This is a genomic window from Streptomyces sp. NPDC059524, assembly GCF_042749255.1.
In the GTDB taxonomy this organism is placed as follows: Bacteria; Actinomycetota; Actinomycetes; order Streptomycetales; family Streptomycetaceae; genus Streptomyces; species Streptomyces xanthii.
Map to the genome: position 1 here is coordinate 1 of NZ_JBHYTK010000196.1, position 12,652 is coordinate 12,652.

Sequence of the window (12,652 nt, forward strand, 5' to 3'; positions counted from 1 at the left end):
ACCAACCCCGCCGTCCTCGCCTTCCTCCGCGAACACGGCGACGACCTCGTCCTGTGCGTCCACAACTTCTCCCGCTTCGCCCAACCCACCGAGCTCGACCTCAGCCCCTACACCAGCCGCCACCCCGTCGAGCTGATCGGCGGCGTCCGCTTCCCCGCCATCGGCGAACTCCCCTACCTGCTGACCCTGGCCGGACACGGCTTCTACTGGTTCCGCCTGCGCGCGGAAGGCACCCCCGTCCACCCCTGAACCCGGTCGAACGCGCGTGCCCTGGCCCCGTTTCCGTGTGCGGGCCCTGGGCACGCTCCCCCTATCGCGGAACGCTCGTCGCTCTCCCCCCGGGAAAGGACGCGACGCCATGTCGGAAGCCGCAGCCCGCAGCACCGCCCCCGCCGGCGGCGGGGCCCGTCCCGCTCTCACCGACTCCCTCGCCTCGCCGCTGCGCGACTGGCTGCCCCGCCAGCGCTGGTTCGCGGGCAAGGGCCTGCCGGTCACCGGGATCGACCTCGACGCGGTGACCCCGCTGCTGCCGGGGGCCGCCCTGCTCCACATCCTGCTCCGCGCGCACCAGCCGCCCGCGGAGGAGGGCCCCGGCGAGCGCTACCAGCTCCTGATCGGCGTGGACGAGCGCGTGCCACCGGCTCTCGCCCCGGCCGTCATCGGCCACGTCGACCGGGGCCCGCTCGCCGGGCTCACCGTGTACGACGCGCTCCAGGACCCGCGCCGCGCGGCCGTTCTGCTGGAACGTCTCCGCACCCCGGGACCCCTCGGTGACCTGCGCTTCCACCGGGGCCCGCACGGCCGCGTCCCGCCCGGCCTCCCGGCCCGCCCGCTCCGCGCCGAGCAGTCCAACTCCTCGGTCGTGTACGGCGACCGGCTCATCGCCAAGGTCTTCCGCCGCGTCCGCCCCGGCACCAATCCCGACCTGGAACTGCCCCTCGCGCTGGCCCGCGCGGGCTGCACCCGGGTCCCGGCGCCGGTCGCCTGGTTCGAGACGTACGAGAGCGGGGGCGCGGGCGAGCCGACCACCCTCGGCATCCTCCAGCCCTATGTGCGCGGCGCCACCGACGGCTGGGAACTCGCCCTGAGCCGGCTCGCCTCCGGCATCGACTTCACCGCCGAGGCCCGAGAGCTGGGCCGGGCCACCGCCGAGGTGCACGCCGCCCTCGCCGGGAGCCTGCCCACGGTCACGCTGACCCGGCCCCGGACCGAGGAGCTGGCCGCGGCGATGATCCGGCGCCTCCACGCGACCGCCCGCCAGGTGCCCGCGCTGCTGCCCCACGTGCCGGCGCTGCGCGGCGCCTTCGCGGACCTGGCCGCGGGCGCGCCCGTGCGGCGGGCCCAGCGGATCCACGGCGACCTGCACCTCGGCCAGTTCCTGCGCACCCGGTCCGGCGACTGGCAGCTGATCGACTTCGAGGGCGAACCGTCGCGGCCGCTCGCCGAGCGCCGCATGCCGCACCCTCCGCACCGGGATGTCGCGGGCATGCTCCGCTCCTTCGACTACGCGGCGCGCAGCCACCGCCCGTACGACCCGTCGTGGGCCCGGGCGTGCCGGGCGGCGTACTGCGAGGGCTACGCGGCGGCGACGGGCTGCGACCCCCGCGCGGACCCGCCGCTGCTCCGCGCCTACGAGACGGACAAGGCGGTCTACGAATCCCTCTACGAGGCCCGCCACCGCCCCACCTGGCTAGAGGTCCCCCTGGCGGCCCTCTCCGAACTGGCCTCACCGGGCTAGCAGCACACGAAGTGCGCCTTCAGGGGCGCGGGGCCGTATCCCATCAGCGACTCCGTCGCGGGGCACGACCAACGGGCCCCTGGGGGCGCACGAAGTGCGCAGGTCAGGGGCGCGGGGAACTGCGCGACCAGCCACGACGAAACCCGCACCCGGCAACGAGACGAACCCCGACGGCGAGATCCCACCCCAGGACCAGGAGGCCTCCCCCCGTGACCCCCCGCCCCGCCCCGGTCCCGCCAGAAGACCGACGACGCCTGCTGAACGCCACCCACCACAACCCCCACGCCGTCCTCGGCACCCACAAACCCGCCCCCACCAAACCCCTGGCCATCAGAACCTGGCACCCGTACGCCGAGTCCGTCACCGTCCACCTCCCCGACGGCGCCGCCCCCATCCCCCTCCACCCGGACGGCGACGGCTTCTTCACCACCGCACTGGACCTCCCCGATCCCCCGCCTCCCTACGAGCTGGAGATCACCTACGCGGGCACGCGCATCCGCACCCCGGACCCGTACACCCTGCTCCCCTCCCTCGGTGAACTCGACCTGCACCTGATCGGCGAGGGCCGGCACGAGCAGCTCTGGAAGGTCCTGGGCGCGCACCCCATGCGTCACCAGAACATCAGAGGCACCCGCTTCACGGTCTGGGCACCGAACGCCCTCGGCGTCCGCGTGGCCGGGGACTTCAACCGGTGGGACGGAGCCGCCCACACGATGCGCTCGCTGGGCGGGACGGGAGTCTGGGAGCTGTTCGTCCCGGGCCTCGGCGAGGGCGAGCTGTACAAGTACGAGATCACCCGCCCCGACGGCACCCGCACCCTGCGCGCCGACCCGCTGGCGACCCGTACCGAGACCCCGCCCGCCACCGCGTCGATCGTGCACTCGAGCCACTACACGTGGCACGACGAGGACTGGCTGCGCACCCGCGCCGCACGGCCGGCGCACGAGGCGCCGTTCTCCGTCTACGAGGTCCATCTCCCGTCCTGGCGCCCGGGCCTGACCTACCGCGACCTGGCCGTCCAGCTCCCCGCGTACGTCGCCGACCTGGGTTTCACGCACGTGGAGCTGATGCCGGTCGCCGAGCATCCCTTCGGCGGTTCATGGGGCTACCAGGTGACCGGCTTCTACGCCCCGACGGCCCGCCTCGGCACGCCGGACGACTTCAAACACCTGGTGGACGCCCTGCACCGGGCCGGCATCGGCGTGATCATGGACTGGGTCCCCGCGCACTTCCCGCGCGACGACTGGGCCCTGGCCGAGTTCGACGGCCGCCCCCTGTACGAGCCCGCCGACCCGCTGCGCGCCGCGCACCCCGACTGGGGAACGCTGGAGTTCGACTACGGCCGCCGGGAGGTCCGCAACTTCCTCGTGGCGAACGCCGTGTACTGGTGCGAGGAGTTCCACATCGACGGCCTGCGCGTGGACGCGGTCGCCTCGATGCTCTACCTCGACTACTCGCGCGAGCAGGGTCGATGGACCCCGAACGCGGCGGGCGGCCACGAGAACCTCGACGCGGTCGCGTTCCTCCAGGAGATGAACGCGACGCTGTACCGCCGCGTGCCCGGCGTCGTCACGATCGCCGAGGAGTCGACGGCCTGGGACGGCGTCACCCGCCCCACCCACCACACGGGCCCCACGGGCTTCGGGGGTCTCGGCTTCGGCCTCAAATGGAACATGGGCTGGATGCACGACTCGCTCGGCTACGTCGCCCACGACCCGGTGCACCGCGCGCACCACCACCACGAGATGACGTTCTCGATGGTCTACGCGTACAGCGAGAACTACGTGCTGCCGATCTCCCACGACGAGGTCGTCCACGGCAAGCGGTCCCTCGTCTCGAAGATGCCCGGCGACTGGTGGCAGCAACGCGCCACGCTCCGCGCCTATCTGGCCTTCATGTGGGCCCACCCGGGCAAGCAACTCCTGTTCATGGGCCAGGAGTTCGCGCAGGGCGCCGAGTGGTCGGAGGCGCACGGCCCGGACTGGTGGCTGCTCGACCCGGCGTACGGAGCGGAGCGGGACCACCGGGGCGTACGGGATCTGGTCCGCGACCTGAACGCCACGTACCGCGCGACCCCCGCGCTCTGGGAGCAGGACACCACCCCGGCCGGCTTCTCCTGGGTCCTCGGCGACGCGGCGCAGGACAACGTCTTCGCGTTCCTGCGCCACGCCACCGATGGCAGCCCTGTCCTGTCGGTCTCGAACTTCTCCCCCGTGCTCCGCCACGACTACGCCCTGCCGGCCCCCGCCGGCTCCTCCACCTGGCACGAGGTCCTCAACACGGACGCCGCCCGGTACGGGGGCAGCGGGGCAGGCAACCCCGGCCCCCTGAAAGCGGACCCCGCCCTGAAGCTGACCCTGCCTCCCCTGGCGACGGTGTGGCTGACTCCTTAGGCCAACGCGGCCGGCACCTCCCCGGCATGCAGCACGCCGAGGCGCTGGGTGGCCCGGGTGAGGGCCACGTACAGGTCGCTGACCCCGAAGAGCCCGGGCTCGACGACGAGTACGGAGTCGAACTCCAGGCCCTTGGCCTGCCGCGGGTCCAGCAGGACGACATCCCGCGTCAGATCGGGCTCGGCTCCGACGACGACGCCGTCGACGCCCCGCGCGACCACCTCGTGGAGCGATCGGGGCGCGATCACCGCGAGCCGTCCCTCCTCGGGGGCCAGCTCCACGACGGCCTGGGCGACCGCGGCCCCGAGATCGTCGGCCTGCCGGACCCAGGGGGCGACGCCGGTCGACCGCACCGAGGCCGGCGGCTCGTAGCCCGGGATCTCGGCCCGCAGCACTCGCGCCGCGAGCTCCATGATCTCGGACGGCGTCCGGTAGTTGACCCCGAGCCGGGTGTGCTCGTACCGGTCCTCGACGTACGGCGCGAGGATCTCGGACCACGCCCCGACACCGGCCTCCTCGGACGTCTGCGCCGGGTCGCCGACGAGCGTCATGGAGCGGGTGGGCGAGCGCCGCATGAGAAGCCGCCACGCCATCGGGCTGAGCTCCTGCGCCTCGTCGACGATGATGTGGCCGAACGCCCAGGTGCGGTCGGCGGCGGCCCGCTCCGCGGCGCTGCGGTGGTCCTCCTCCTCGTACCAGTCGGCGACCCGGTCCGCGTCGACGATGTCGTGCGCGGCGAGCACCTCCGACTCGTCCTCGTCCTCGAACTCGTAGGTCTCCGAGCCCTTCGACAGGTCGAGCACGCCCTGCGCGTAGGCGATGCGCTCCTGACGGGCGGCCTCGGCGGCGGCGCGCTCGGCGCTGTCGTCGTGCCCGAGGAGTTCCGCGGCCTCGTCGAGCAGCGGCACGTCGGCCGGGGTCCACGGCTGGTCCCCGTCGGCGGGGGCGCGCCGGATCGCCGCCGCGTCCTCGTCCGTCAGGTGCGTGGGCTCGGCGAGGTAGTCGGCCAGGAAGCGCTGTGGCGTGAGCTGCGGCCACAGTTCCTCGATCGCGGCGTGCACGTCGGGGCTCGCGGCGACGGCCTTGCCGAGCTGGGCGATGTCGTCGGGTCCCAGGAAGTTCGGGCCGCCGTAGGGGTCCGCGCCGATCCGCTCGGTGAGCTGGGCGGTGAGCGCGTCGATGACGCGGAACGCGAAGTGCGGGCGGGCGAGGTTGTGCGGCAGCTTGGTGTCGCGGGCCGCCTGCCGGGCCTCGTAGGCGATCTCCCAGTCGAGGACGAGGTCGCCGTCGTCGTGCGGGACGACGATCGGGGCGCCGGGCATGGGCAGTTCCTGCCGGTCGGCGACGGCTGCGGCGAGCGCCCCGGCCATCGCGGCGGCGCCCTTGACGGCGGCGGCGCGCGGGCTGTCGGTGCCGGTGGCGTGGACGCCGGGGAACAGCTCGGCGACGGTGGACAGAAGCACACCCGTCTCGCCGAGCGCGGGCAGCACCTCGGAGATGTACTTCAGGAACGCCGGGTTCGGGCCGACGATGAGGACGGCCCGCTTGGCGAGCAGTTCCCGGTGCTCGTAGAGCAGGTAGGCGGCGCGGTGCAGCGCGACGGCGGTCTTGCCGGTGCCGGGGCCGCCCTCGACGACGAGCACGCCCTGGTGCGCGTGCCGGATGATGTTGTCCTGCTCGGCCTGGATGGTCTGCACGATGTCGCCCATGCGGCCGGTGCGGGCGCTGTTGAGCGCGGCGAGCAGCACGGCGTCGCCGCTCGGGTCCTCGTACCCGGTCCGCTCGGCGTCGTCGAGGTCGAGGATCTCGTCGTGCAGTTCGGTGACGGTACGGCCGTCGAGCGTGAGGTGCCGGCGGCGCCGCAGCCCCATGGGGGTGTGTCCGGTCGCGAGATAGAAAGGCCGGGCGACGGGGGCACGCCAGTCGATCAGGATCGGCGTGTGTTCGGTGTCGTCGCGGCGAATTCCGATGCGACCGATGTGGTGCGCCGTACCGTCCTTGAGATCGATGCGGCCGAACGCGAGGGATCCCTCCACGGCATTCAGCGCGGCGAGCAGCCCGGACCGTTCCACGACCAGCAGGTCCCGCTCCAGGCGGGCCTGCTGGCCCGTCCCGACCGGCGTGATCGCGTCCCGGACCGAGTCCGCGGCCTCGCCGCGCAGTTCGTCGACGCGCGCGTACAGCGTGTCGATGAATTCCTGTTCCTTCTGCAATTCTTTCTGCGATGCGGCGGTTTCCCGGCTTGACAAAACGGCTCCCTGCCCGGTACGGTGTTGTTTATTGGCCCCCGGTGAGGGGCCTTTTCTGTGGGTACACAGAAACACCGAATATACCCCGGGCGGGGCACGCATTCCAATCGGTGGGGAAATTCCCCGAAGCTTCAGAGGGCCTCCGCCAATTCCTCGAGCAGCCGCCGCTTCGGCCGGGCGCCGACTCGCGACCACACCGGCTCGCCGTCCTTGAAGACCATCAGCGTCGGCATCGACAGCACCCCGTACTTCACCGCGGTGTCCGGATTGGCGTCGACGTCGATCGCCACGACGTCGAGCCGCTCGCGCTCCTCCTCGGCGACGGCCTTCAGCACGGGCGCCAGCTGCTTGCACGGACCGCACCACTCGGCGGTGAACTCCACCAGCACCGGCCGGCCCGCCTTGAGCACCTGCTCGTCGAAGTCCGCGTCGGTCACGTCCCGAAACGCCATCTCTGTCACTCCCCTGGTTCGCCGGGTACTGATGCGTTCAGTACCGATTCGTTCAGTTCGCAGCGCGGCGCGGACTCCTCCGCGGCCAGCGCCTCCATGGCCTCCTCGGCGCGCGCCAGCTGCGCGCCGACCTTCTCCCGTACGGCGCTCAACTCGCCGATCAGCGCGTCGAGTTCGGTGAGCTTGGCCCGGTACACGGCGAGCGACGCCGGACAGGAGTCGCCCTCCGGGTGCCCGGCGCGCAGGCACTCCACGAACGGTCGGGTCTCCTCCAGGTCGAACCCGAAGTCCTGCAGCGTGCGGATCTGGCGCAGGGCGCGCAGGTCCGCCTCGTCGTAGGTCCGGTATCCGTTGCCGCCGCGCCGGGCGGGCAGCAGCCCGCGCGACTCGTAGTACCTGAGCGTCCGCGTGGTCGTACCGGCGCGGTCCGCGAGCTCTCCGATGCGCATGCCCCGACCGTAAACCTTGACGCCGGGGTCAAGGCCAGCGTCCACCGCCGCGGATCATGTACGGAACACCGGAATACCCACGGGCGTACGGGAATTGGACCGAGAGACCGCACCACACACTGGAGGATCCACGTGACCGCGATCTCCGTCCGCTACGTCGGCGGACCCACGTCCGTCATCGAGACCGGCGGCCTGCGCCTGCTCACCGACCCCACGTTCGACGCCCCGGGCGAGTACCCGGTGGGCTCCCGCACCCTGGTGAAGACAGCCGGCCCCGCCGTCGCCGCCGACGCCATAAGACCGGTGGACGCGGTGCTGCTGTCGCACGACCACCACCCCGACAACCTGGACGGGGCCGGCCGCGCCCTGCTCGCCGACGTCCCGCTGGTGCTGTCCACGGCGGCGGCCCACGAGCGGCTCGGCGCCGAGGTCACCGCTCTGCCCGTCTGGGAGCACGTGGAGCTGCCGCGTCCGGACGGTGGCACCCTGCGCGTGACGGGTGTGCCCGCGCTGCACGGCCCCGAGGGCAGCGAGCCGCTGGTCGGCGAGGTCACGGGCTTCGTCCTGTCCGGCGAGGGCCTGCCCACGGTGTACGTGTCGGGGGACAACGCCTCGCTGGACCGGGTCCGCGAGGTCGCCGCGCGCTTCCCGGCCGTCGATGTCGCCGTCCTGTTCGCGGGCGCGGCCCGCACCCCGCTCGTGCCGGACGCGCCGCTCACCCTCACCAGCGCGGACGCGGCGGAGGCGGCGCGGATCCTGGACGCCCGGCACGTGGTGCCGCTGCACTTCGAGCACTGGGGGCACTTCACCGAGGACGGGGCCGCGCTGACGGCGGCGTTCGCCGCGGCGGGGCTGAGCGAGCGTCTTCACCTGCTCAAGCCCGGAGAGACGTTCCAGCTCTGACCCGTGGGATCACCGGTCGGAGGGCTCCTCGCGGGGAGCCTCCGGCCAGTCGCCGCGCCCGGCCACGTGCAGGACGAGCGCGGCGATGTTCCACGCGTCGTCCTCGCCCCGGTGGTGCGGCCCCTCCAGCGGCAGCCCGGCCACGCCCAGCGCCTGCGCCATGCCGGGCCGCCGGCGCAGCCCGTGGCTCCCGGTGAAGACGGCCTTGGCGTTGATGTGCGTACGCCCGAAGGGATAGAGCGCCCCGGGCGCCGCGCACTGCCGCTCGAACTGCTTGCGGTCGTAGTCGCCCCAGCTCGCCCAGGCCCTGGTCCGCGCCGCGTGCTCGTCCCGCAGGATCCGGCAGGCCTCCGCGAAGGAGACCCCTCCCGCGACCTGGTCCTGCGTGAGCCCGGTGAGCTCGGTGCAGAACGGGCTGACGCTGGACCGCTCGGGCCGCACCAGGATCCCGTGCCGCGCGATCCGCTCACCGGCCGCCAGGTCCACGACGGTCAGCCCGACCTCGATGATCTCGCTGACGGCTCCGGGCGGCGGCTGTCCGTCCCAGCAGGTGGCCTCGACGTCGATGACGTTGAGGAGGTGCGGGTGGCGTTCCGGCGGCACGCTGGTCATGCGCGGCAGCGTACGGATCCGTCCCGGGCCCGGGCGAGCGGATTACGGCCAGTCGACCAGGGCCAGGAACACCAGGTAGGCGACGACGATCATGGCGGGAGCCGCGACCGCGAGGCGGGTCCTGCGGGCCGCGAACCGTGCCGCGGCCCTCTCCCGGTGCGGCAGCGCCCATGCGACGGTCAGCAGCAGGACGGCCACGCCGACCAGGAGGAAGAAGACCGCGATCGCCCGGTAGAAACTCGCGTCGAACCGGTCCGACTGAGCGCGCGTGCACGCGTCACAGGCCATCGGCGCGAGCGCCGCGAATCCGAAGGCGCAGTATCCGGCCAGCAGGGTCACCACGCTGGAGAGCAGCGGGGCGAACCACCAGCCGCGGACCACCTCGGAGTGGGTGGCAGGCAGCAGCTCGGGGCTCCGTCCGTTCCTCATGCTTCGAGGAAACCTCCGGACGGAGCGCTCCGCCTGAGCCCCCGTACTCAGGGCCTACTCAGCCACGGGGCCTACTCGGCCGCCCCGAAGCTCACCTCCGCGGTGTCCACGGTCCCGCCGCGGCGGCCCGGCGCCTTCTGGAAGCCCCAGTACAGGTTGGTGTGCGCGATGACCAGCTCCGGGGCGGGCGCCCCGAACTGGGTCAGGTCCTCCGTCGTGTGCGCGTCACCGACGAGCGTCACGTCGTAGCCGCGCACGAAGCCGCCGTGGAGCGTCGAGCGGATGCACGCGTCGCTCTGGGCGCCGCTCACGACGAGCCGCCCCACCCCCCGCTCGGCGAGCAGCGCCTCCAGCTCGGTGTCCTCGAAGGAGTCCCCGTAGCGCTTGTGGACCAGCGGCTCGCCCTCGCGCCGGCGCAGCTCGGACACGTACTGCCAAGCCTCGCTCCCCTCCTTCAGGCCGCCGTCGTCGGAGTGCTGCACCCAGATCACGGGCACGTCCTCGGTGCGCGCGCGGTCGACGAGCGACGCGATGTTCGCGATGACCTCGTCGCGGCGGGGTGCGCCTTCGACGACCCCGTTCTGCACGTCGATCACCAGCAGTGCGGTGCCGGGCCTGTCGGGCAGAGTGGTCATGGTGCGAGCCTCCTGGTGGGTGGTCCTCGTCGGACGTCCTGGTAGGTCGTTCTCCAACTGCCGCCACCCTAGGCCGCCCCACTGACAACAGCCCCGGGACGTCTTCCTCAGCCCTGGCCCGCGAGCACCGGTTCGCCCGGTTCTCCGGCCTCGGCCGGCGTCTGCTCCCCGTCGGCGTCCTGCGCGGCGCCCCGCCCCTTGCGCGGCAGCAACACCCCCACCAGCACGGTGCCCACGCCGAGGATCACCGCCCCGACGACGCTCGTGTGCGCCACCGCGTCCGAGAACGAGGAGCCCACCGCGTCCGCCATCTGCCGGGCGCCGTCGGCGAGTTGTCCCGCCTGCGCCTTCAACTGCGCGGCCTGCTGCCGGTCTCCGGCGGCCGCCGCCTGCCCGGCGAGCTTGTCGGCCTGCGCCCCGATCTGCCGTGCGACCGCATACCCGGCACCCACCGAGTCCTGCGCGGTGGCCAGCGCCTCTCCGGGCAGCTTCGTCCCGGCGGTGGCGTCGGACAGGTGCGAGGAGTACGAACCGGCGAGCACGGAGCCCAGGATCGCGATGCCGAGCGAGCCGCCGAGTTCGAGGGAGGTGTCGTTGACGGCTCCGCCCACGCCGAGCTCGGCCTCCGGGAACGCGCCCATGATCGCGTCGGTGCAGGGCGAGAGCGCGAGCCCGATGGCGAGCCCGAGGATCACGAGCGGCAGCACGAAGTCCCCGTACGAGGATCCGGCGTCGACGCGCGTCAACAGGGCCAGCGCGGTGGTGCCACCGACCATGCCCGCGGTGACGGTGATCTTCATGCCGATGCGCGGGGTGAGGTACCCCGTGAGCGCGGACCCGACGAACACGGCACCGGCCAGCGGCAGCATCCGTACACCGGTCTCCAGGGCGTCGTAGCCGAGCACGAACTGGAGGTGCTGGGTCAGGTAGTAGAACGCGCCGAAGACGGCCAGGAAGAAGAGGGCGACGGCGAGGTTCGACCCGGCGAACCGGCGGTTCGCGAACCGGCGCACGTCCAGCACCGGCCGCGGGTGCCGAAGCTCCCACAGCACGAACGCGACGAGCGCGACCCCGGCGACCACGGCCGCGCCGACGGCCTTCACGCCCCAGCCGAAGTGCGGCCCCTCGATGATCATGTAGACGAGCGCGCCGACCCAGACCACGGACAGCAGCCCGCCGACGTAGTCGATCCGGTGCTGGTGGGCCGCCTTGGACGGCGGTACGAGGACGAGCGCGCCCACGATCGCGAGCACGGCGACCGGCACGTTGATGAGGAAGGTCGAGGCCCAGCCGTGGTCCCGCAGCAGCGCACCGGCGACCAGCGGCCCGGCCGCGATGGCCAGCCCCGCGGTCGCGGTCCACAGCACGATCGCCTTGGCCCGCTCCCCCTTGGGGAACGTCGCGGCCAGCAGCGACAGCGTGGCCGGCATGATCATCGCCGCGCCGACGCCCATCACGGCGCGAGCGGCGATGACCCCGGTCCCGCTGTCGACGAGCGACCCGGCGACCGCGCCACCACCGAACACGACCAGGCCGAGGATCAGCGCCCCGCGCCGGCTGTACTTGTCGCCGATCGCGCCGAGCAGCAGCATCAGGGCCGCGTACGGCACGGTGTAGCCGTCGATGACCCACTGCAGGTCGGCGCTGGTCAGGCCCAGGTCCTGCGTCATGTCGGGTGCCGCGACGGTCAGTGCCGTGTTGGCCATGACGATGATCAGCAGGCTGAGGCAGAGCACGAGAAGCGCCCACCAGCGGCGGGCGTACGGCCGGTCCATCGATTCGACCGGCTCGTTCATGACGAGACGCATGGCGGGCAGCCCCTCCCGGAAGCAGAGATCACGCGGCGCATCATGCTGCACACCGCTGTGCAATTACACACTGCTGTGCAATCTACGCCCTTGCACAGCAGTGTGCAAAACGATGGCGCCCGCTCCGTCTCCCGAGGGCCCGTGCACAATGAACGGCGTGACTTCCGTACGAGCCGACGCCAACCGCCGCCGCATCCTCGACGTCGCGCTCGCCGAGCTGCTGCGCGACCCGGACGCCTCCATGGACCAGATCGCGCGCGCGGCCGGCGTGGTGCGCCGCACGGTGTACGGGCACTTCCCCAGCCGGGACGCGCTCGTCGGGGCCCTGGTGGACGACGCGGCCCAGGCGGTCGCGGCCGCGCACCTCGCGGGCCGTGAGGGCATCGAGGACCCGGCGGAGGCGGTGGCCCACTCGATCGTGGCGATCTGGCCGATCGCCGACCGCTACCGCCTCCTGGTCCACCTCGCCCAGCGCAGCGTCACGATGGAGGGCATCCGCGCCCGCCTCGCCCCGGTCCGCGAGGTCTGCGCCCAGCTCATCGAACAGGCCGTGGAGAAGGGCGAGTTCGTCTCGCCGCTCCCCGCCGCCGCGTTGGCGTACGTGCACGAGCAGGTCCTGTTCGGCCTGATGGAAGCCGTGAACGACGGCGCCCTCCCGGCGAAGGACGCGGGCCGCGCGGCGGTCGTCGCCGTGCTCTCCTCGGCGGGCTACCCCGCGCGGGAAGCGGAGCGCCTGGCCGACAGCGCGGCGACCCGCTCCCGCTAGGACCGCATCGGACCTACATTGCGCCTGTCGTCCCTCTCCACCAGGCCGGCAAGACCGTTCGGCCGGCGAAGCCCGCCACGAGAGGACGACCCGATGTCCGAATTGACGCCCCGGCGGAATTGCCCGTAAACGCAGAAAACCCCGGACCGTGTCCCGGTCCGGGGTTTTCTTCAAAATTTGTTCGGCGGCGTCCTACTCTCCCACAGGGTCCCCCCTGC

Annotated in this window: 12 protein-coding genes; 5 read left to right on the top strand and 7 right to left on the bottom strand. The window is 72.7% G+C overall.

Going from position 1 to position 12,652, the window contains the following annotated elements:
* The 3 genes from ACFW9D_RS34570 to glgB form a co-directional block, all read left to right on the top strand.
* Positions 1–249 (top strand): alpha-glucosidase C-terminal domain-containing protein (locus ACFW9D_RS34570; RefSeq protein WP_384628721.1); only part of this gene is annotated, 249 nt, incomplete at its 5' end.
* 109 nt (positions 250–358) lie between these two features.
* Complete coding sequence (locus tag ACFW9D_RS34575) at positions 359–1,738, top strand: maltokinase (RefSeq protein WP_384628724.1); 1,380 nt, start codon at positions 359–361, stop codon at positions 1,736–1,738.
* A 209-nt stretch (positions 1,739–1,947) separates the two neighbouring features.
* Positions 1,948–4,131, top strand: coding sequence for a 1,4-alpha-glucan branching enzyme (glgB, locus tag ACFW9D_RS34580; protein ID WP_384628727.1), 2,184 nt, complete (start codon positions 1,948–1,950; stop codon positions 4,129–4,131).
* Here glgB and ACFW9D_RS34585 read toward each other — a convergent pair.
* From ACFW9D_RS34585 to ACFW9D_RS34595, 3 genes are all read right to left on the bottom strand, one after another.
* A complete protein-coding gene (locus ACFW9D_RS34585; RefSeq protein WP_384628730.1) occupies positions 4,128–6,344 on the bottom strand; it encodes a HelD family protein in 2,217 nt (738 codons plus the stop codon). The genes glgB and ACFW9D_RS34585 overlap by 4 nt on opposite strands.
* A 167-nt stretch (positions 6,345–6,511) precedes the next feature.
* On the bottom strand, positions 6,512–6,832 hold the full coding sequence (trxA, locus tag ACFW9D_RS34590) for a thioredoxin (protein WP_384628733.1): 321 nt from the start codon (positions 6,830–6,832) through the stop codon (positions 6,512–6,514).
* A gap of 5 nt (positions 6,833–6,837) precedes the next feature.
* On the bottom strand, positions 6,838–7,281 hold the full coding sequence (locus tag ACFW9D_RS34595) for a MerR family transcriptional regulator (protein WP_384628735.1): 444 nt from the start codon (positions 7,279–7,281) through the stop codon (positions 6,838–6,840).
* A gap of 141 nt (positions 7,282–7,422) precedes the next feature.
* Here ACFW9D_RS34595 and ACFW9D_RS34600 point away from each other — a divergent pair, with 141 nt between their 5' ends.
* Positions 7,423–8,184, top strand: a complete 762-nt coding sequence (locus ACFW9D_RS34600; protein WP_384628751.1) for an MBL fold metallo-hydrolase — start codon at positions 7,423–7,425, stop codon at positions 8,182–8,184.
* Between the two features lie 9 nt (positions 8,185–8,193).
* On the opposite strand, the gene ACFW9D_RS34605 is transcribed toward ACFW9D_RS34600, so the two are convergent.
* From ACFW9D_RS34605 to ACFW9D_RS34620, 4 genes are all read right to left on the bottom strand, one after another.
* Positions 8,194–8,796, bottom strand: a complete 603-nt coding sequence (locus ACFW9D_RS34605; RefSeq protein ID WP_384628738.1) for an exonuclease domain-containing protein — start codon at positions 8,794–8,796, stop codon at positions 8,194–8,196.
* 42 nt (positions 8,797–8,838) lie between these two features.
* Complete coding sequence (locus ACFW9D_RS34610; RefSeq protein ID WP_384628741.1) at positions 8,839–9,225, bottom strand: hypothetical protein; 387 nt, start codon at positions 9,223–9,225, stop codon at positions 8,839–8,841.
* Between the two features lie 71 nt (positions 9,226–9,296).
* Complete coding sequence (locus ACFW9D_RS34615) at positions 9,297–9,860, bottom strand: cysteine hydrolase family protein (RefSeq protein ID WP_384628744.1); 564 nt, start codon at positions 9,858–9,860, stop codon at positions 9,297–9,299.
* A gap of 107 nt (positions 9,861–9,967) precedes the next feature.
* Positions 9,968–11,668, bottom strand: a complete 1,701-nt coding sequence (locus ACFW9D_RS34620) for an MFS transporter (protein ID WP_384628746.1) — start codon at positions 11,666–11,668, stop codon at positions 9,968–9,970.
* 148 nt (positions 11,669–11,816) lie between these two features.
* Between ACFW9D_RS34620 and ACFW9D_RS34625 the strand changes: the two genes are divergently transcribed.
* Positions 11,817–12,434 (top strand): TetR/AcrR family transcriptional regulator, encoded by a 618-nt coding sequence (locus ACFW9D_RS34625; protein WP_384628749.1) that lies wholly within the window; start codon positions 11,817–11,819, stop codon positions 12,432–12,434.
* Positions 12,435–12,652 lie beyond the last annotated feature (218 nt).